Here is a 20,076-nt window from a genome sequence, read left to right as displayed (position 1 = left end):
ACCGGGCCAGCCGCTCTTCAACATCAAAGAAACCAGGCTGCTTCATCTGCCATCATCCCCAATCAACGCAGGAGAGATGGAATCACAGAGGAACCCTCAAATCCAGAAGGTTTTTCGAACCCTCCACTTCATGATGCCATTCACTTGGCCTGGCAAGCAGATCCGAGGCTGACATCTTTTCATACGGATGCTTTTGCAGCCAGGAAAGAGGCCAAAGCGGCACGTGCCTGGTTTCCTGACAGCCCCACTATTACAGGCGAGTATCTTGACGATCATTTTATCGGTAGCAAGGTCGGTTATACAACGTATCAAGGTGGTATAAATTTTCCTTTGTGGCTGCCAGGACAAAGCCGCGCGATTGCCAATGAGGCACTTGGAAATCAGGAAGTTGCCGACGCTAATACTCAGGTCGAAAAACTGGTAACAGCTGTCCGTATCGTCACGCTGACCAGCGAGGCGACACTTCAGCAGGAAACCATTCGAAATTTACGTCATGCCGATACCCTGTTGGGAAATATCGCTCACGTTACTGAAGTTGCCTATCAAAATGGTGAACTGTCCGGCTCTGATAACGAAGCGATTGTCGCAGAGAAAGAAACCCTTGAAGGCAGGATTTCGGATGCAGTTCAATCTTTGGACGGTATCAAAGCTGATCTTGAAGCTCTGACCGGATACGAGGATATTCCTGATCTTCTGTCTCTTTCAGGACATATCCTGGATGGGCGTAACATGGCTCTGAACGTTGAACGAGATCCAAGAGTCAGGCTGGCAGAGGCCATAAGAGGTGTCTCAAAAGCATCCTACAACGTTGCGCGTCATTCCAAAATCCCCAATCCGCGTTTGGGTGTCATGGTCAGCCGGCAGGAACAGTATCAAAGTCCGTGGGATACGCAGGTAGGGGTTCAGATTCAAATCCCCCTACCAAGTGCAGCCCGAAATACTCCCATGGAAATGAAAGCGGTCAGGGCTATGGCGGCGGCAGACCGGGATGCCATTCTGGCGCGCAGAAAAGTCCAGACCGAATATCGGCAGGTTCACACCCGCTTTCGTTCGTCGCTGACAATCCTGCAACACAGCGAAGCAACCAATATCGCACTACAGAAACGTGCAAACGACCTTGAAAACGCCTGGAAGGTCGGAGAGGTGCCGGTCATAGAATATCTCCGTGCGCGCCGCAGTGCTTTGGAAGCGCAGCAACGAGCCTCTCAGGCAAATGTCGTCTGGCACACTGCCATGATCAGAATGATGCTCCTGACAGGAGGGACCCCGTGAAAAAATCCATCTTTGTGTCTGTCCTGTTGGGCATGAGTTCTTTGTGCTTTCCTGGCGTAGGCATGGCTGAAAAGACCGTTCAGATTTCGCCGGATGCTTTTAAAGCGGAAAATATTTTGATCGCTACGGCGATAGCCGGAACGCTGTCTGATCATATGGATGTCCCGGCCTATGTCGCACTTGATGAGCGCCATGTCGCCCGTATCCACCCGATCGGAACCGGCCGCGTTCAGGAAGTATTTGTAACGCCAGGAGAGAAAGTCCAAAAAGGCGCCCCTCTTTTCAAATATGAAAACTTTAGCCTGGCAGATCAGGAACAGAGAGCTAACGAGGCACAGGCGGCTTATCAGCAGGCACTGGCGCAAGAAAGTAACGCAACGGATATTTATAAACGTGGGCGCGCCTTAGTGGGAGGTGTTGTCTCTTCAGGCGAAGTAGAGCGACGTCTCTCAGCGTTCAAAGCAGCACGTGAATTGGTCCGTCAGAGAAAGGCTGAGTTAACTACGGAGCGGCAACGTCTCGCGCGGTATTCGACACAATTGGAAAAAGGAGAAGGTCTGGTTTCTACCGTGACCTCTCCGATGAACGGTATTATCCGCAAGATTTCAGTGACTCAGGGAGAGAGTGTTTCGAATACAGCCTTACCCGCTGTTGAAATTGACGACCTCTTGCAGGTCTGGGTCATCTCGCAGGTTGATCCACAGAAAGCTGGACTGTTGGCTGCTGGGGGGCCGCAGTTAACATACATCTCTGCGAATCAGGCTCCTATTTCTTCAAATATTACTCTTATCGAGGCCAGTATTGAGCCCGGAACCAGACATGTTCTGGTGCGTAGCCTCGTAACAAATCCTGATATGATTTTGCGTCCTGATATGCTTGTAAAAACTCGTTTGATGACAAGAAATCGTGTCTCCGGCGTTCTTGTTCCAGAAGCCGCCATTCAGACATTGAATGGAGAAAATTGTGTCTTTGTTCAAAAATCAGATCATGAATTTGTTCCGAGGAATGTGACTGTCGCGACTACTCTTGAGGGAAAAGCTTTGGTGACAGAGGGTCTCAAGGCTGGGCAGAAAGTTGTCTCACAAGGAAGCTTTGTCCTGAAGTCGCAATATCTTCTGGCGCCGACGCCTGATCATTCCGAGGCACGGGACTAGATCATGAATTTCTTTTTGCATGTCGTCAAAGGCCGGAAAGGAATTCTGGGTTGTATTCTTCTTTTGATGGCGGCAGGTCTTTTCGATCTTCGCTCTCTTCCCGTAGAGCCAGTTCCAGATATTTCGCCACGTCAGGTCCTCGTCTCCATTCAGGCACCTGGATTACCGACAGAAGAGGTGGAGAAGCTCGTTACATTTCCCATTGAGACGGTGCTGTCCGGGGTTGTCGGGCTAAAAAATCTAAGATCGGTTTCCCGTACTGGCGTATCGGTTCTCTATCTTCAATTCGATGACAATACGAGTATTTACCGTGATCGAGACCTGGTTTCCCAATTCCTGGATCAGGCAAAAAATACCATTTCCGTCCATGGTCTCTCTATCAGCATGGGGCCAATGGCCACAGGCATGGGTGAAATCATGCAACTGGAGATTAAAGGGAAAGGCCAGTCTCTCACAGATCTGAACCGTATTCTGAACTGGTCTGTTGTACCCAAGCTGCGACTGGTTCCTGGAGTTGTGGATGTCAATGTCAATGGGGGCGCGTCGGAGACCTATGAGGTCGCGCTCGATCCAATGGCTATGCGTCGGTTCAATGTGTCCATTTCAGATGTTTTCAAAGCCGTCGATACCGGCAATGAGGCCGCTGGGGGGGCGTGGATAGAACATAATGATGAGCAGCACATTATTGTGGGTCGCTCCCTCATCGATGACCTCAAAGAATTGGGAGAAGTTCAGGTCAAAAGCGGCCCAAACGGAGAGATTGTTCATATCAGGGATATTGGCACTGTCCACAAAGGTGCGCTTCCAAGGCTAGGAGCTGTAACACGGGATGGTAAAGGAGAGGCTGTGAATGCAGTTGTTCTTCTGCAGGAAGGCGCAAGTGCCCGTGACACGCTCAACCGGTTAAACACAATTCTCCCAACGCTACAAAAAACACTCCCTGAGGGCATCACCCTGGAGCCGTATTACAGCCGTACAACGCTGACAGATGTGACGATTGATACCGTCAAGGAAAACCTTGCCTTGGGCGCGTTGCTTGTTCTGGTGGTGTTGCTTGTCGTTCTTGGAGACTGGAGGGCTTCTCTGGTCATCATGTCCATCATTCCTTTTGCTCTGCTGGCTGCGATGGTTGAGATGCACCATCTTGGTATTTCAGCCAATCTTCTCAGTCTTGGGGCCATAGATTTTGGAATGATTGTCGACAGTGCACTTGTCATTGTCGAGGGCGTTCTGAGTATTTCCGTTATTGCGGGGCTGACTCTGCAGCAGCGCGTGGCCAAAGTCACGGCCTCTGTCGCCCGGCCTGTGATTTTTGCCGTGTTTATTATCATGCTGGTCTATCTGCCGATCCTGACACTGGAAGGTGTCGAAGGGCGGATGTTTCGACCGATGGCAGAAACCATTATCCTGGCATTGCTGGCTTCTCTGGTCTTTGCTTTTCTGGGTGTGCCGGCTTTATGTGCGATGATCATGAAGGGTCATTCAGGAAGCGCTGATACAGCAACTGGATCTGAAGGACAGGAACATGATTTCAGTGTTGAGAGTCATGACACACGATTTATCGCCTTTTTAAGGCGTGGCTTTAACCCGGCAGCGCAATACTGCCGCACGCATACAAATCAGATTTTCATGGTTGCAGTCAGTATTCTGCTTGTATCTGTCTTTTTAGCGACGCGCCTTGGAGGAGAATTCATCCCACAACTCCAAGAGGGTGATTTGATTGTCACGTCGACGCGTCTTCCGGCGATCTCATTAGGGGCTTCGATTCATGAAGTGACAGCAATCGAGAAAACGCTGAAGACGTTCCCCGACATACGAACGATTGTGAGTAACACAGGCGCGTCTGCTATTCCGACAGATCCGTCGGGGGTAGAGCAAACTGACAGTTATGTTCTGCTCAAGCCACGATCAGAATGGAAAACTGCACATTCCCAGGAAGGGCTTGTTAGGGCCTTTGACGCAGCACTGCGCCGAGACAATCCCGGTTCGCTTTTTTCGTGGAGCCAACCCATTCAAATGCGCATGGATGACATGCAGGCCGGAGTGCGTTCACAGATTGCGATTGGCATTTATGGTCCTGACATCCGCACGCTAGAGGAGCTTGCGAAGCAGGCGGCGGATATTGTCAGCAAGATTAACGGTGCTGCGGACGTCGCGCCTCAGGACGTCGGGACCATTCCATACCTGCATATTGATGTAGACCGAACAGCCGCAGGTCGGCTTAATGTGGAGACAGCGTCTATTCTTGATGTCGTTGAAGCAGTGGGTGGGCATGTGGGTCCCCCAGTTTCTACCGGCGACGCTTTAATTCCAACCGAGGTGCGTATTGATGCTCTGCAAAGGCGCACTCTTGAGGATATCAAACGCCTCCCGGTCGCCGCGCGAGATGGCCAGATGGTTGAATTGTCTCAGGTCGCTAAAATTACTCTGAATGATGGGCCAGCAGCCATCCGCCGCTACCAGGGAGAGCGGCGAATGATGGTACAGGCGAACGTACGCGGGCGTGACATGAGTTCATTTGTTCAGGAAGCGCAGACGACCGTTGCTCATAAGCTTAAACTTCCCCATGGATATCGTGTTGAATGGGGCGGGCAGTTTCGCAATCTCCAGTCTGCTGTTGCTCGACTGGAGATTGTCGTACCGATTACCTTGGCTCTTATTTTCTTTCTGCTTGTGTTCGCCTTTGGAGATCTCTGGGTAGCGGGTCTAGTCTTCCTGAATCTGCCATTTGCGGCAACGGGTGGTATTCTGGCACTGACAGTAAGATCCCTACCGTTTAGCGTCTCTGCCGGGATTGGGTTTATTGCTTTGTTCGGGGTGGCGACCTTGAATGGAGTAGTCCTTGTTTCCTGCATTCGGGAAAAACGAGCGGCAGGGTTGTCGGCGCGCGTTGCCAGTCAGGAGGCAGCTGAAGAGCGGTTCCGCCCTGTCATGGCTACAGCTACTGTGGCCTGCCTAGGTTTCTTTCCGATGGCGTTTTCAATGAGCGAAGGGGCTGAAGTCGAAAAGCCGTTAGCAACCGTTGTTATTGGAGGGCTGGTGTCATGTACGGCCCTGACTCTTCTCGTCTTACCCAGTCTGTATGTTAAGCTGGACGAATGGAGAAGAAGCCGACTCTAGAGAAAACTCACATAGATAGAGCGTGTATCAGCAGATGATCGCTCTATATTAAAAGAATTACGGAATTTTTTTGTGAACAAAATATTATTAAAAATATCTTTTATAATTTTAGTCTTATTTTTTCTCGCAGTCATTTTCATTAGAAGCCATCAGAAAAGTCCGACAGTGGATGAGGTTCATGACTACTTAGTCAACTATATTTATAAACCTATTCCTGCTTCCAGCGCAGAAACCGGCCTGCAGCGCCTGAGGCGCATTGAAATGTTAGAAATGCGTCAGGGCTTGAATCCGACTTTCGAGGTAACTGAACTTTCTTGTCAAAAAAAGGGAATTTTAGAAATAAAATATATTTGTCACTTGTCGGTAAAAATCAAGTATAAGGCACGCGATATAAAATCTACCTTAGAGATACATAGAGATGATCTAGGATATATATCTGGAAAAGAACTTATAGAAAATCAGTAATTTAAATATTTTTATGATACTAATTCATAATATTTATTTTTAATAGGCCAAAAATACCTTTTCCCACGGTGCTTCAAGCACTTCAATTTCTATCGTCATTGGCTTCGGGAATCTAAAAAAACTATATGACCGGATAGGGAGGTGTAGTGATTATGCATTTGCAATACCCGGAATGGCTGCTTACGATTATTTCCTCACCAATAGCCGACATTCTGCTTGCCCCCAAAGCTGCCTGCATGAGACCAGACAGGCAGCCAGATATTGTGACCAAAAAAACGGCCATCCAGCGTAATAGTGTGACGCATCTGAGACAGTAGACACTTCGTAAGTTGCCTTGGATGATGCGGAACATAGTACTAGCTGATGGGCGCGCTCACTCCCCCTTACCAGACAGCACTGCCTGATTGGCGGCGACAGCCTTCTGCGAGCTGATCGAGTTCAGATCATCTGCCGTTGCGCCCGCCTGAACCTTGGCCTTGCCTGTCTGAACCTGCTGCAACCCGGTCGTCGCTTCCTGCGCCATATTATCCAGGCTGATCGCACCGGCCGCTTCCGCCGCCTTCGGCGCAACGGCCTTTTCGTAGATAATTGGTGCACCATCGGCCGTCGTTGTCGGCGCACCCGGAGCGGGCGCAGTAGCTTCCACAGGCGCAGGCGCAACAGCCACCGGTGTGACACTCACAGGCTGACCAGGCTGTGCTGTCACCTCCGCCTGAGGAGAAGATGCGGCCGGTGCCGCGACAACCGGCGTGCTGTAAGCCGTGCGGTTAATGATCAGGTGATCGGGGCCGGTGGAATCCGTCGGATCTTTGTCATAGATGTCGACAAGCTTCTCGTTACTGCCAAAGCAGAACAGTACCGTATGGAGCTGCGGACGGGTTCCAGCCTTCACCGGTGCCCAGATCACCTGCGCCAGACCAAGTGTTGCAACGCTGGTGACAACTTCACCCGCCTTCATGGCCGCGCGGCCGCCAGCTGTCAGTCCGGTGGTGTAAATCTTGTAGATATCGCAGGAGCGACCGTTCTTCTGGATCGTGCCCTCCGCCTTACCGACCGTGCTGACAACGCCGAAACGGTCCGTGTTCTGGTTGAACTGACTGAGCAGCACGGGCTCAGGGGCGGGCATCCCACTGCTGCAAGCCGCCAGAAGCAGAACGGCTGAGCTGGAGAAAAGTGTTTTTGAAATGGCTTTCAGTGTCATGACGGGCCTGTCGATCACGGTCCCCGCCTGACCGACAGGGACACAGTATGTTGCGTTACAAATCATATTAAACGCTATCGTTTATCCGTCAATAGACGATATCTTTTATTTATGTTTGACAGGCGCAGCATGAGCCGTGTAGCGGAGGCGTATGGGAAGACCGCCACTCAACTTCAAAATGACCTCCGTTCGCCTGAGTCCTGAGGAGCGCGATCGTATTATCGCGCTTGTGGGCGACAGGGGTATGGCGCAGTTTATCCGGGAGGCCGTTGAGAAAGAGTTAAAGCGTCGCGAGCAGTCTCTCCGTCGCCAGGGCGATCCGCCTTCAGATCCCTGACGGCTTCTGCCAGCCCGGCCCCAAGAAGCAGAAAAGCAATCCCGCCAAGCGGCATGTTCAGGAAAGCGCTCTGCGACGACAGAGGCCACTCATGCAGGACAGCGGCCCCGAAGAGACCGACGCGCCAGCCAATGTGCGCTGCACAAAGACCGACCTGCCTCCTGGCGGTTCGTCCCAGAACAAGCCACCAGCTTCCGATCATCGCCACAAACAGAGCGGCTCCCGGAAATCCGCTGTTTGTGGCGGCTTCGAGCACATGATTATGGGTGTGCTGAACACACACAGACACCCCTCCTCCATCCGGTTGCAGATGGCTCGGACCGGGCCTCAGAAACGCTTCAGATCGACAATAATGCCGGAATGCATCGTCCCCTAATCCCATAACCGGGTGTGCTTCGATCATCACGGCCGCCCGATTGTAGATCTGCCCATACGGTGAACTGGCGAAGTGGAGAAGCTGCGTCTGGGTCTTTGTCACCAGATGCCCGAAAGCCTCCGGGGACACGAACATCAGCAGTCCAATGAGAGCCGGACTGGCGACCAGAAGTGCGAGCGAAGGACGCCGCAGTGACGGGAGCACCAGGGCACAGACGCCTGTGCCGAGAAGAAATGTCGCCAGAGACATCCGCTGGCCAGCCAGCACGAGCAAACCGAGAACCGGCAGCAGGGTCGCCCCCGTCACGAGTGCTTTCTGCCAGGACCGTCTCACCCGTTCCCCCAACAGCGCCCCAACAAACAGAGCGGCCGGAAGACCCAGCAGTGCAAAAGGCGCAGACACACGCGGCTTGTCGTAGGGGCCAGTGAGTGTCCCATCCCCAAAGCGGGGATTGCCAAACAGGTTATGGCCCGTCACCGCCTGAAGCAGCATTTGGCCCCCCAGATACAGCACGCAGGTGACAACCAGACGGCGACACCATGTCAGGGTCCCGGAATCCTGTAACGTCCAGAACGCCAAGGCAAAGGCCGCGACCGGAAAACGGATGGCCAGCAGCGCCTGGGCAAGGCTGGCTGCCGCCTCTGCCGAGACAGGGATCTGACGAGGCAGGGAACACAGGACCAGCCATCCCCACCAGACAAGGGCCGGCCAGACGAAGCCCTGCCGACACCAGGACCAATCGCGGGTCAAGGCGCTCCGGAGCAGAAGTCCGACCGCCAGTCCATCCAGACAGCCCTCGGCTATACCACGCCAATGCACCAGAAACAGCGGCAGAAGCAGGGTGTCCAATGCGCCGAGACGATCAAGAACTCGCAGAAGAGTAGGCTTTGCAACAAACCCCATGTCAGATCCACGCCGCCCGGGTTTTGGAGCTTTGCACACCTACGGTCGCGAGCGAGACACCGGCCTCGGCGAGCATCCCCACTTCCCGGGTGCGATGATCCCGCAATGCATACAGGCTGCGATCAAGGAACAGCGTGTTTCGCGCCCCGCGTTCGATCAGGGAGCGGAAATAGGCGTCCCGGAACCGGATGACAGCACCCCGCTCCAGTCGTGACGCCATAACGATCACGGCGACGGCCGCCTGCAGCCTCCCAAGAACGACACAGGCCTGCGACCAGGCATGACAGGTTACACCCACCTGCCCCGACAGATACTCGGCCGCCTCGATCAACTGCTCGGCAGTCGGCCGACCGGAGGAACAGAGATCCCGCAGACTGCTGCAGATCTTAAGATAGAACGTCGCTGTCCCCTTGAACCCGCGCAGCGCCGTCCGGTCATACACGCTCGAACGGTCGGACCTGGAGCTCTGCCCTTCACGCCGCATTTCTTCAATGCGAATGCCGCCATTGGCGGCTACGCGATCTACTTTTTTAGAAGATTGAATGTTTTTAGTATCTGTATAGTGGGCCCCGTTTTGAGGACCCATGGGCCTCATTTCTGCTGGATACGACGTTGAAAAAGCGGCGTTTTCCACAGGCGTCTCATCCCGGCCGGTTTCAGGCTCGGCGCCCTGCCCGGCCAGAGCCGCAGAAAGGGCCAGCATCTCCCGGTACAGCCCCTCCAGAGTGCCGGGCTGAACCGTCCTCAGACGGCTGCGCATGATCCCCACTGCCTGCTCAAGGATGGCCTCCAGTCCGAGGGTTTCGGCCTGGGCACGGACCGTGTCGTTCAGGCTGGCAATGTTGTCGCGCAGAAAGGACACGCGCTGGCGCAGTCGCCGCTGTTCCGCGCTCAGGGCCAGCAGATCCGGCCAGCGATAGCGCAGGGACGCCAGATTGAAGCCAACCTGTGTCTGGCCTTCCTCCACCTGCCATCGTCGGCCACGCTGTCCGTTGCGTCCGTCCTGCGGCACCAGAAGCCGCGCTTCCGCCAGCTCCCGGATGTGCCGCTGCAGCGTGCTGCGCGACAGACCTGTCCAGGACATGAGCGTGGTGTTGTGCGCGTAGATGAACGGCGTCTCAAGCGCCGTCCAGGCGTCCGGAGAGGTCTTCTCCACCATGATGATCAGCGTCGAAGCCGCTCCCCGGCTGACGGGCAGCGCACCCCGCAGGGATTTCAGCATGTTCAGCATATCCCGCTTGCCCGGCTCGGCAGGGACGGGGGTGGTCAGTTCGTCGCGTGCGGCCAGCATGGCCTCACTGATCCGGCGTCGGCCGCGCCGCGTGCACGGGGCCTGCGCCCTCTGCGTCTGTGCAGAATGCTCCATTGATCGGTCCGGTCTGGGGGTGAAAGGACCACCTCACGGCCGGACACCAGACAAAACGCTCCCGTTCGCAATTTAGTGCTTGCGTTTCGAAAAGAGCTGACGCTAGATGAAGTTAACGAATTCGACATCTAACGAGTGTTTTGCCGGAGCCCTGGCTCTTCCGATTTGGCGATCGGAGGAGGCGGGGTTTTTGGTTTGTGGGCGCTACGTCATCGGGGGTCCTCTAGATCGACTCGCTGGCGCCGCCCACAGGGACGTCTCCAGCCATCCGGGCATCGTGCCTCCGTTCGGGCGCTGCAACAACCTCGAAAGCGCGCTGACAGCGAAAAAATTGAGTAAAAACGGACGTTTAGTGTGTCCATTTTGGCGCGCTTTTTTCAACTCGTCACCGCTTCCGAAGCGCCACTGCCCATCCGGCTGGCCACCGTCTGCTGGTACTGACCCACCGTCCAGCCGCTCATATTGTTGGCCGCGAGCGTCTTGGCGGAGACATACTGGCTGAGCGGCGTACTCGCATTTGATTCGGTTGCAATGGCCGCGCCGGCTTTGGTGCCGAACATGTAGGCGCCATACACCTGCGTTCCGGTGGCCGGTGCGCCTGTCGAGCGACTCACGGCGGACGCGTAATCGCTGATGATGGCGCTCGCAACCTTGGCCTGGGCGACGGGATCGGAGCGGTCTGCGCCACTCAGACCGAGTTCTGAGGCATACTGGTTCCAGGTGCCGTCCGTGACCTGCCAAACCCCCTGTGCACTCGAGGCCGTATTTCCGACGTTCTGGAAATGGCTTTCGATCTGCCCGAATGCCGCCAGCGTGTCCGGATTGATCCCGGCCGCCTGCGCCGCAGCCACCGCGTCAGCCCCATAGGTCTGGGCCATCAGCGTCCCATACGCATCCGCCGTACCCCATGCGCCCTGATACGAAGATGTGGCGGCGGTCCCGCCAGTCGTCGTAGAGGACGATGGCCGTGTGAAGACGGGGGATCCAGGTTCCGGATTGACTGGGACGATCTGCTCAGGAACCGCCCCGCGAGCCAGACTGACGGTGTCCGCGGTTGCGACTGCCATGAGAAATATGAGGCGTACGGCGCTCACTTACTTGGCCGGATAATCGAACAGGACCATGCCGGCCGCGTTCTCACCCGTGACAACGCAGGCCCGGGACGCGCCGTCCACAAGCGGGCGATAGGCTACGACATCGGCCTCCGGGATCCAGGCAAAGGTTGTTCCCGAGCGCAGAACCTGCCGCCAGCCCTGAAAAACCGTGTCCGTCACAGCGATCTGCGGAGCGGCTGTTCCAACATGGACCGCACCACGACGCGGCTCGGCAAAAAGCGGCTCGAAGTCGTGGGCGGGACTGCGACAGGTCACGGGAACCGGCGTGGCGTGCAGCACCTGCGGGGCCTGTGTGACTGTCGGGGGCGGACCCCAGTTGCGTGAACCGATCTCCGACTGACGCTCCTGCGACAGTCTGTCCAGCTGCTCCGGCGTCAGATGCTGCGCTGAAGCCTGGGAGACCAGGGGGGCCGCCAGCGAAACACAGACGGCGAGCCAGAAGCGAAAGCGCATGGTGCAGAATCCTTTAGAAAGTACGTCCCCATAGTCTGACCGATCCGAATGTGAGTGCGAACAGAGCTCCGATTGACGCCCCCGGATCGCACTCACATGCGCGCCCGTCATGATGTCCGCAGGAGGATCAAACCTATGCGCTCTTTCATCCCGATGCTGATGCTCGGGCTTCCGGCTGTTACTCTCGGAGCCTCGACTTGCCCCGCCGCCGAGCCAATCCATGCTGCCGGTGGCTCCCCCCCGTCACGGCCTGTACCTGTTATGCCGGAGATGGGGCCAACGCTGCCCGCTGCCGATATTGCCGCCTCACCTGCTTTGACCCGCCTTGCGAGCCAGGGCGCACAACTCTATCGGCTCAAATCCGAACATGGTCTTGAGGCGGTCTTTGCCCGGAGCGGCACGCAGTTCCGTGTCTTTTACCTGACGCCCGACCATCTGGCCGAAATCGGAGGGGTCATGTGGGATGCGACCGGTCATAACATCACGCGCGACCAGGTCTCATCGATCCCGGGTGCGATCCCGACCGTGCAATGGACTCCCTCTGGCTCAGGTCAGGGCTCAAGGCCGGGCGCGCCCTCAGCGACGTCTGCACCTCCTGCAGTGGATCCTGTTGAGCGCGTGAAGGCGGTTGCCTTCGGGCTTGAGGGGCAGGACACGGCACCCCGCGTCTATATGTTCATCGATCCGCTCTGCCCGTTCTCGACCCGTGCCTACGCCGCCCTGAAGCCTGCTATTGCTTCCGGACGCCTACAGCTTGCGATCGTTCCGGTCTCGATCAACGATCATGAAAACAAGGGCGCCAGTACGCCGGCTGCGCAGCAGATGCTCTCTGCAAAGCAGCATGACATGGCGGCACTCTGGAACCAGATCGATGACCTTGGCCATGCTGTTCCAGGCCACACAACATCCGACACGGCGGGCGCCAGCCTGATGCTAAATCTCTCTGCCGCTCATGCGATCGGTCTGAGAGGAACGCCAACCTTCGTGTGGAAGGATCGCACCGGCACCCCGCATGTTGAGGCAGGACTGCCAGACGATCTCGATGCGTTTCTCGCGAGCCTTCACGCGTGAGCGGTCGTCCGACCGTGAAGCAGCGGGCCGGACGAGCCGCATTATGGCTCGTCTTTCCGTTTACCTTTGCGCTGAGGCCGGGTCTGCGTACGGCGCAGCAGGGTCTTCGGATCCTTCAGGACGTTCCTGTGATACAGCCCGTGGATCAGACGACGTTCGAGGACCAGCCTCTCATGTCGCCGCAAATGGCTGCAATCCGTAAGCGCACCCGAACCCTGGGGCGACTGTATGGCACGCTCTGTGTGCTAGCGAGCCTCTGGTGGGTGATGATCCTCATGTGGAGCGGCGGGGCTGCGTTCAGCGCATCCTGTGTGGAAGCGCTCGCCTGTGCGATCGTTCTGGGAAGCCAGTTTGTTATTCAGGGATTCTCAAACTGGCAGGCCCGGACAGGACGCGCCGGAAAACTCTCGGAGTATCTTTCGGACGGGCGGCTGCTCTGGCCTCGATAAGGCCAGTCTCCGGGACGTCTCAGAACGTCCCGGACTGGGCGGCTTTGCGGTCAATCGACCAGGCGGCCTTTTCATAATCAGGGCGATCACCCTGATCGACCGGATCATTAGGTTTGACAATGGTGCCGGCGCGGGTGGCCAGCGCAGGACGCCAGGTCACGGGCGCAGAGCCATAGGGTGCATAAGGATCGTAAAGCGCCTGCTTCACCTTGGGTGGTGGTGGCACATTGTAAGACGAGATCGAACGGATGTTGCCGTGAGCGCAGGCTGACAGGCTGCAAAGGATAGTCAGGCCAGCGATACTTTGCTTCAGAGTGACAACGCTCAAGAGCCGTTACCCTTTGCCTTTAGTTTGGCTTCGAGTACGGCAACACGCGCTTCTGCAGCCTCTGCTCTCTTGCGTAGCTTGTCGCGCATTCTTCGCCCCCAAGCCTGCCACTCGTCACGGTTCTTTTCCATCTCATCAAGGCCACGGTTAGCAACCGCGTATTTTTCTGCGAGGGCGTCGTATCGCTGCACAAGATCGTTGTGAAGATCTACAACCTGATTATAGGCGGCCAGGGGAACAGACTGACCGGCAACCTTCGCCATTCTTTCGGTAGCCTGCGTGATGCGGCAGAGCTTATCGTAGTCTAGAATGTCTCCCATCATCGTTCTCCCTAATCTTCGGCGCGGCCAGAGATCTGCATGAGAGCTCTTGTCGTTGAGTCTACTGGCTCGGCCTCGTCGTTGTCGACGGTAATCTGCCCTTTGCCGCCTGCACTCACATTCGACACTGTATTTCGAGCCAGTTTTGCCACTTTGTCTGTGGGATCGGCGATCCCCCGCCCGGTTGCCTTGTCATTGAAATCGTCACTGTCCACACGACCGATACTCGTCATGCCTGCCATCGCAGGGATATGATGGGGCAGGGTTGAAATCAGCCTGAAGCACATGACGGCGATGCTCATCTCCATTGTGACGAACATGCAGAGCAGGACAATCAGACCAATGAAATTGTCCAGAAGCCAACCACGCTCGAAAACAAAGCCTGTTGCGATCGAAAAGGCCTTCATGACCAGCCAGGAGATCGATGCAAAAATCGTGTAACTGAGCACAAGACCCGCAATCATCATCACCGGGCGAAAGAGAATTGTGAACAGCACTTCGTAGCCACGGTTTCCGCGGCCATGGAGGCCTTCTCCCTGAAACACCAGATGCGCCAGCATCCACAACGGAACGCCTACCACGGCTTCGACCACGACGATGTACCATCCCGCAACGCCTGCCATCCAATACGCAAACGGGGTCATCGGGAGGACGTAAGCAAGCGTAATACCGGGCGCAAGCAGGGAGAACGCCGCCGCAAAGACGGGCGTGAGCAGGGCTTTGATCAGACCGCTCAGTGCGAAGCTGCCCGCGGAGGCGATGGCAGCCGGGACATCCCCGGTGGCAAGATTGGCCGCTGTTGCGAGCCCCGCCCCGGTCTTGCTGCTGAGAACCGCCGCGCCACCAATAATGGCCAGTGCCGTGTGAATCAGAAGATGCCCAAGCCCGATCATTGCCCCCAGAGGGTCGGTCCAGTCGCTCCCGGATGTTGGCGACAGGAGATGATTGACGATCAGCGTCATGACCCCGTTCGTGATGCCGAGCGCCTGAAGAACACGGTCCAGAGCGGATTGCCCGGAGCTGGGCAAAGCCGCATTACTGAAGAGCCTCGTCGCCCCGTTCGGCGCACTGGCACTATCTGACGTTGCGAGCTTCTGCTCTTCGGCGGCCTGATACTGTTCAATTGCTGTGATGGGACCTGCAAGGTCTTTGGAGAGGAATGACCCTAGCCCCTGCCAGCTGGGCAGCGTGACCGAGGGGACGATAGAGGACATCGACAGCACCTCTGCATTGAGGCGCGAGATCTCAAGGTAGTAAGCCCCTAGCCCGCTCCAGCCGAGATTTTTCATAGCTACATAACCGGCATCATTCGAGCCGTTACCATCTGAGGAATACTGCGCACGGATCTTGCTGATCATGGCAGTAGCCGCTTCACTCAGCGCGCTTGAATAGGCTGTATTCTGTGCGGTCAGAACACCATCCATGGAGCGAAGGGCGGTCACATCCCGGGTCTGCCAGATCGTATCCGCGAGAGAGAACATGGGCGTGCGCACCGCGCTGATCAGATCCTGCAGCGCTTGGACCTGCCTGGTGCCAACATCTGTCAGATCGAGGTTTGACCCGAGCATCTGCTGCTCGACCTGTTGCGGGATTGTCACCGAGATACTGCCGCAGGTTGCCGCAGCTGTCGCTTCGCCGATCGCGAGGCTGTAATCGACGGTCACGGGCGAACCGTTCCCGGGATTGGAAATCTTGGGCTCGGGCATGAGGTCAGGATTGTTCGAAGCTTTGTTGACCAGCGCGCGGCACAGTTCGCTTTCCATCACCGCCATAACGACCTGTCGGGTCCCCGGGATGATCGGTTCAGCAAGGGGCAAAGCGTCCGGGCCGATGGATTTAGCCACAACATCCGTGAGGTTACGGGCCATTCCGATCGCTGTCTTAGCACCCTGCACGACGAGCGCCTGCCCGACCGAGAAGCCTCCATTTGCAGGGATCGGCACCATCAGGCCGAGTGCCACAACAACGCGCAGCGGCACCCACCCCGAGAAACTTGCAGAGAAAATCTTCCCGCTCTCTGCTGTCTTATGAACCTGCAGGATGGAGGCATAGCTGATCCAGAACGCTGCAATCAGCATCGCATAAGCCGAAATATACTGCAGCATTGTGCCTGTGGCTGTCTCTGTACCGCATGACATCGGGAAGAGACTGTCGAGCACGCGGGCGGACCAGTCATCGCCCGCGCTGAGGTTGCTCCAGCTCACGCTGTCTGCCGTGGTTCCGGCATGGGCGGATCCCATAGTTACCCCGAGGGCAACGACTGTCATGGTAGCCGCCCGGAAGTACCGGGACACTCGAAGGAGCCGCATGAACTGGTGCATTGTTTTTAGACCTCGGGGCTCGGGCTGTTATCGCGACTTTGCTCCTGACCCTGTTTTCGATCTTTGGTAAAAAAATCATGGAAACGGTCCACCAGACGCTGCAGAGCCGCGCCAACTTCCTTCAGGAAGTCCTTGCCCGGTTCCTGGCCCGGAAGAGATTCCAGCTTCTTTGCGACACTTGCGGCGGTTTCTTCTGTGCTCTGAACAGTGGGATCGCTTGAGGCGTCCCGCTTGGAGGCTTCATCGCCTAAAACTTCGACCTCTTTGCCCAATCGCTGGGACGACTTGCGAAGCTTTTCCCAGGACTCTGCGAAGCCGGGCGTCTTCTCCAGAGACGCAGTGAGCTGTGCGCGAAGCGCCTTATGACTCCCATCGTCGGTCATGCCCGCAATGACAGAACTTTCTGATTGTCCAGGCTCTGACGCGGCTTTGGCAAAGGCTTCAAAAAACTCTCGTCCGACGCGTTTGAGAGCGCCTAGATCTTCTTCGACTTCACGGGCCGCTTCCTTGACCTTTCGCGTTCGGTTCTGGATCTGGCGGTCGTCGCTCTTACCTACCATATCGCTCATAAAGTCAGCCAGTCCACGACGATTGGTCGCCGTGGCGGTGGTTGGCGCAATTTTCGCCTCAGGCTGATTGGGCTTGCTCTCCGGTTTTGGCTTACTTTCCGCGGCCGCTAGGTCAGCGTCAGGCTGTGATGTCTTGGCGCTCGGAGCTGGCCTTGCGGCCGCGTCCGGCTCAGCGTCTTCTGCCGCATCAGCATTTTGTTGGTCATTGCGATGAATGCTGCGGTCCCTTTCTGCGGAGCTTTGTGACACGGGGTCTTCCACTTCTCCTGGCTGCTCAGACGGGCGATGATCTCCTTGAAACTCCTCATCGTCCCGAAATGGGCCGGCCTCTTCTTCAAGAGACTGTAAGTATCCTTCGTCCTCAAATGGGTCATTCGAGGGAAGGCCCGGCTCAAGGATTTCGTGCTGTGTCCGAGGCGCCTGCTGAGGCTCGAATGAGGGGTGTTCGTTTTCCGCGACAGGAGGCTCAGGCTCCGTCACGGTCGGCTGGGGCATGTCAGCAGAAGCCGGTTGCTGTATTTCAGGAGAGGTTTCCCTCACAGGCGCGGGCTCCGGCGTTGATGTCACCACGGGGTCCAGCTGCTGTGCATCTGGTCGAGGTGACAACTCTGGCTCGGTCTGTTGCGCGCGGGCGGGAGTGCCAGACAGGGCCATGGTGATGCGATAGTCCAGAACGGCAGCCAGACGTGCAGCCGCAACGGAAGCCTGTTCTTCCGGAGACATTTCGGACATCTCCAGCGCTGTTTTACGGAGATCACGGACGAGATCTCGATCTTCAAGCGAGCCAGCCTGCGCCAGCAGGGTTTTGATTTCTTCGTTCTCCAGCCCCGGCAGATCTGTGCCATGGGCCTTCATGCCAGCCGCGAGAATGGGCGGGATCTGCGGCTCGGCACCGGTTCCGCTCAGAGCCTTCCAGTCCTGGACAAGCCAGGCCACCTGAACCGTGAACTTTGGATCGCTTTCCAATGCAGGGTTTTCCTGCAGTCGTGCGGTCAGGTCAGACAGATCTTTCGCAAGCCCGCGCTCAGCTGCGGGGATGGTGGACTGATGAGTATCAAGGGCGTGCAGGACGTAGCCTAACGGCCCTTGCTGAGTAAGAGTACCCGACATGGTCATTCCTATTCGAGACATTCAGGGGAGTGTTGTGGTGGGAACTGGCAGAGGCGAAACCGCCCGAAGCCTTTGCTCAGCGGAGGTCGCGAGCCTGTTGGCCTCCATCAGCGCCCGGGTCTGGTCCAGTTTGAACTGCTGCCAGGCAATCCAGTTACGCTGCGCGTCCAGCAGCGCGATCTGGACAAGGACCGATTTTTCGGAGGGCATCGCCTGCAGATCTGCCTGCCAGTCAGTGCCACTGTATTTCCGGTTGATTTCCAGTTCAGTGGCTTCGCTTTCAGAGCCGACTGAAGTGTTGGTGTAACCCTCACGGACTGCCTCTGCCTTTTGGGCAGCACTCAGGGTCACGGTGTTCGCGTGCCACCCGATAATGTCGTCTCCGACGTGATGGGCGAGCGAAATGGCAGCATTATAGGCACGGCGACCCGGAAGGGCGGACTGCCCATCCACAGAGGTCAGGGCGCTTCCGCGCAGCGCAGCAGGCGCAACCGGCTGGATCAGTGTCGTAACATAATCATTGGCACGGTCGATCGAGGCCTGATCCTGATAAGCCGGAGGCGTTAACAGGCTGGTGGCGTCCTGATCTGCATTCTGCTGGTCAGCGGATGCGAGCGAACAAACACCAGCGTCCGCTTCTGCATCCGAGCAGTAGAGCGTGAAATGGCGGTTATTATTGGCCTGTGCGCCCTGCCCTGCACCTTCCCAGGACGGCGTTCCTTTACCGGCCTGTGTTCGCTTGTCCTTGCCGCTATCAAGAGCCGTCGCAACGGCGGCACCGTTTCGCGCGGCAACAACGGCAGCCTGACCGCCTTCAAGATTAAGACAATCCTGCCGGTTGGTCGCATGGTTGTCGCGCTGCTGAGCCGCCCGCACGTCCCGGGCAAGCTCGGCCTGCACCATGTTGTTGGCGTCTGCGATCTGCTCCTGTGCTCCTACCTGCGCCTTCATGTAATTGCTCAGCTGGGTGAAGCCGTCTCCAAGACTGCCGTTAATGAGGCCGAGCGTGCTGTTCAGGACTTTCTGGGCCGTCGTGATCACGCTGTTCATGGCGCCCTGGAGCGTACTGATCGCGCCCACGATCGCGGCTGAATCAAAAAAGGCATAAGCCGGTTTTGGGGCCGCGACCGTCGCTAGCGTCAGAACAAGAAGGCTCGCACCACCCAGGCGCCCGGCTCTTTCAAGAAGGCGCTTCATTGCGTCACCCGGGAAATGCCAGTGCTTGAGCCAATCGCTTCAAAACTGTAGCCGGACGGAAGCTGACTTTGCCCGGAGACGTCCCAGCTCTGTTTGCCGGTCGTATTGGTCCCGGCATTGATCAGGCTGTCGCCGCCACCGCCAAAACTCAGGTTTGGACAAAAGCTGCCGGCACCCAGGCCAAGATTGAAGTTCGTATCCAGCCCTGTCACAGAAAGACCGCAGTGGGCCGCGCTCTGGAGGCTGTCCCATTCTGATGTGAGCTGGGAGCAGATCTTGCCCATCGCCGCCTCAGCGAGCGAAGCGACATTCAATTTGCTCGCCACAACATCCAGGCCAACGCCGTTGAAGAAGTTACCCAGGCAGGTGAACTTCGTTACGGACTTAGGCTGATGGATTGTTGCGTCGTCAGCCTTCAGGTCTGCAGCAAGCCCGGTTGCCCCAGCCTGTACGAGCGTCTGGCACCCGGACGAAGAGTCTTCTGCTAAGGCAGGTGTCACCAGACTGAAACCTAACGCGGCTATCAGCGGTACGACTGTCAAACGTGTGCTCTCTCGGCACCCTTTCATTGTGTGGCACCTTGAGGCGCTCTCGAAGGACGACTGTTCTGCGGTGAGACAGCCTTTACGAGAGGCCCAAGAACCTGCCCCGCACCCTCTGCTGTCAGCCATTCGTCCTTAGGCTTTTCCTGCGCTCTCGTCTCGCCAGACACCTGACCCTCCAAAGCGGTTTCCATTCTGAGAAACAATAAGGGAGGGAGATGTGAGTGCGTGGCCGGTCTGTCGCGTCGGCAGAAGACGTTGGCAACCGAAAAACGTCTTTGTGAGACATTCCGGTACCGGAACGGAAAGGCACAAAAATCAGATTACGAGCCATGCAAAAACGGAATGGGGGTATTCCTAAAACGCGGCCTCGTTAGTTTTCGGGACTCTGCCGCCGCTGCCACGAG

The 20,076-nt window shown here is 56.7% G+C and carries 18 protein-coding genes; 6 read left to right on the top strand and 12 right to left on the bottom strand.

Annotation, left to right across the window (positions count from 1 at the left end):
• Positions 1 to 51 precede the first annotated feature (51 nt).
• The 4 genes from J4P41_RS12815 (at position 52) to J4P41_RS12800 (ending at position 6,011) form a co-directional block, all read left to right on the top strand.
• A complete protein-coding gene (locus J4P41_RS12815) occupies positions 52 to 1,272 on the top strand; it encodes a TolC family protein (RefSeq protein ID WP_426067433.1) in 1,221 nt (406 codons plus the stop codon).
• Positions 1,269 to 2,426, top strand: coding sequence for an efflux RND transporter periplasmic adaptor subunit (locus J4P41_RS12810; RefSeq protein WP_426067432.1), 1,158 nt, complete (start codon positions 1,269 to 1,271; stop codon positions 2,424 to 2,426). Before J4P41_RS12815 ends, J4P41_RS12810 begins: the two co-directional genes overlap by 4 nt.
• A 3-nt stretch (positions 2,427 to 2,429) precedes the next feature.
• Positions 2,430 to 5,546, top strand: coding sequence for an efflux RND transporter permease subunit (locus J4P41_RS12805; protein WP_426067431.1), 3,117 nt, complete (start codon positions 2,430 to 2,432; stop codon positions 5,544 to 5,546).
• A gap of 72 nt (positions 5,547 to 5,618) precedes the next feature.
• The gene (locus tag J4P41_RS12800) at positions 5,619 to 6,011 is read left to right on the top strand and encodes a hypothetical protein (protein ID WP_029604268.1); all 393 of its coding nucleotides are present in this window, start codon (positions 5,619 to 5,621) and stop codon (positions 6,009 to 6,011) included.
• Positions 6,012 to 6,384: 373 nt separating this feature from the next.
• On the opposite strand, the gene J4P41_RS12795 is transcribed toward J4P41_RS12800, so the two are convergent.
• The 5 genes from J4P41_RS12795 to J4P41_RS12775 all read right to left on the bottom strand — a co-directional run bounded on the left by J4P41_RS12795 (position 6,385) and on the right by J4P41_RS12775 (position 11,762).
• The gene (locus tag J4P41_RS12795) at positions 6,385 to 7,230 is read right to left on the bottom strand and encodes a hypothetical protein (protein WP_426067430.1); all 846 of its coding nucleotides are present in this window, start codon (positions 7,228 to 7,230) and stop codon (positions 6,385 to 6,387) included.
• A gap of 236 nt (positions 7,231 to 7,466) precedes the next feature.
• Positions 7,467 to 8,828 (bottom strand): O-antigen ligase family protein, encoded by a 1,362-nt coding sequence (locus J4P41_RS12790; RefSeq protein ID WP_426067429.1) that lies wholly within the window; start codon positions 8,826 to 8,828, stop codon positions 7,467 to 7,469.
• A 1-nt stretch (position 8,829) separates the two neighbouring features.
• Complete coding sequence (repC, locus tag J4P41_RS12785; RefSeq protein WP_426067428.1) at positions 8,830 to 10,194, bottom strand: replication initiation protein RepC; 1,365 nt, start codon at positions 10,192 to 10,194, stop codon at positions 8,830 to 8,832.
• Positions 10,195 to 10,571: 377 nt separating this feature from the next.
• Positions 10,572 to 11,261 (bottom strand): transglycosylase SLT domain-containing protein, encoded by a 690-nt coding sequence (locus tag J4P41_RS12780; RefSeq protein ID WP_426067427.1) that lies wholly within the window; start codon positions 11,259 to 11,261, stop codon positions 10,572 to 10,574.
• A 27-nt stretch (positions 11,262 to 11,288) separates the two neighbouring features.
• A complete protein-coding gene (locus J4P41_RS12775) occupies positions 11,289 to 11,762 on the bottom strand; it encodes a hypothetical protein (protein WP_426067426.1) in 474 nt (157 codons plus the stop codon).
• A 135-nt stretch (positions 11,763 to 11,897) separates the two neighbouring features.
• Between J4P41_RS12775 and J4P41_RS12770 the strand changes: the two genes are divergently transcribed.
• Both J4P41_RS12770 and J4P41_RS12765 read left to right on the top strand, forming a co-directional pair.
• The gene (locus J4P41_RS12770) at positions 11,898 to 12,833 is read left to right on the top strand and encodes a DsbC family protein (protein ID WP_426067425.1); all 936 of its coding nucleotides are present in this window, start codon (positions 11,898 to 11,900) and stop codon (positions 12,831 to 12,833) included.
• Positions 12,830 to 13,282: a hypothetical protein gene (locus J4P41_RS12765; RefSeq protein ID WP_426067424.1), complete on the top strand. Its 453-nt coding sequence runs from the start codon at positions 12,830 to 12,832 to the stop codon at positions 13,280 to 13,282. The genes J4P41_RS12770 and J4P41_RS12765 overlap by 4 nt, the downstream gene beginning before the upstream one ends.
• A gap of 19 nt (positions 13,283 to 13,301) precedes the next feature.
• On the opposite strand, the gene J4P41_RS12760 is transcribed toward J4P41_RS12765, so the two are convergent.
• The 7 genes from J4P41_RS12760 to J4P41_RS12730 all read right to left on the bottom strand — a co-directional run bounded on the left by J4P41_RS12760 (position 13,302) and on the right by J4P41_RS12730 (position 19,839).
• Positions 13,302 to 13,610 (bottom strand): hypothetical protein, encoded by a 309-nt coding sequence (locus J4P41_RS12760; protein ID WP_426067423.1) that lies wholly within the window; start codon positions 13,608 to 13,610, stop codon positions 13,302 to 13,304.
• Positions 13,607 to 13,933 (bottom strand): hypothetical protein, encoded by a 327-nt coding sequence (locus J4P41_RS12755; protein ID WP_426067422.1) that lies wholly within the window; start codon positions 13,931 to 13,933, stop codon positions 13,607 to 13,609. Before J4P41_RS12755 ends, J4P41_RS12760 begins: the two co-directional genes overlap by 4 nt.
• A gap of 8 nt (positions 13,934 to 13,941) precedes the next feature.
• The gene (locus J4P41_RS12750) at positions 13,942 to 16,197 is read right to left on the bottom strand and encodes a DotA/TraY family protein (RefSeq protein WP_426067421.1); all 2,256 of its coding nucleotides are present in this window, start codon (positions 16,195 to 16,197) and stop codon (positions 13,942 to 13,944) included.
• A 59-nt stretch (positions 16,198 to 16,256) separates the two neighbouring features.
• Positions 16,257 to 17,930, bottom strand: coding sequence for a hypothetical protein (locus J4P41_RS12745; protein WP_426067420.1), 1,674 nt, complete (start codon positions 17,928 to 17,930; stop codon positions 16,257 to 16,259).
• 21 nt (positions 17,931 to 17,951) lie between these two features.
• Positions 17,952 to 19,127: a hypothetical protein gene (locus tag J4P41_RS12740; protein WP_194258073.1), complete on the bottom strand. Its 1,176-nt coding sequence runs from the start codon at positions 19,125 to 19,127 to the stop codon at positions 17,952 to 17,954.
• Positions 19,124 to 19,627: a hypothetical protein gene (locus tag J4P41_RS12735; RefSeq protein ID WP_426067418.1), complete on the bottom strand. Its 504-nt coding sequence runs from the start codon at positions 19,625 to 19,627 to the stop codon at positions 19,124 to 19,126. The genes J4P41_RS12740 and J4P41_RS12735 overlap by 4 nt, the downstream gene beginning before the upstream one ends.
• Positions 19,628 to 19,692: 65 nt before the next feature.
• Positions 19,693 to 19,839 (bottom strand): hypothetical protein, encoded by a 147-nt coding sequence (locus tag J4P41_RS12730; RefSeq protein ID WP_228119001.1) that lies wholly within the window; start codon positions 19,837 to 19,839, stop codon positions 19,693 to 19,695.
• Positions 19,840 to 20,076 lie beyond the last annotated feature (237 nt).

This window comes from Gluconobacter sp. NFX36 (assembly GCF_049887835.1).
Classification (GTDB): domain Bacteria; phylum Pseudomonadota; class Alphaproteobacteria; order Acetobacterales; family Acetobacteraceae; genus Gluconobacter; species Gluconobacter japonicus_A.
Note: the sequence above shows the minus strand (reverse complement) of the source record. Positions and strands in the feature narration are given on the sequence as shown.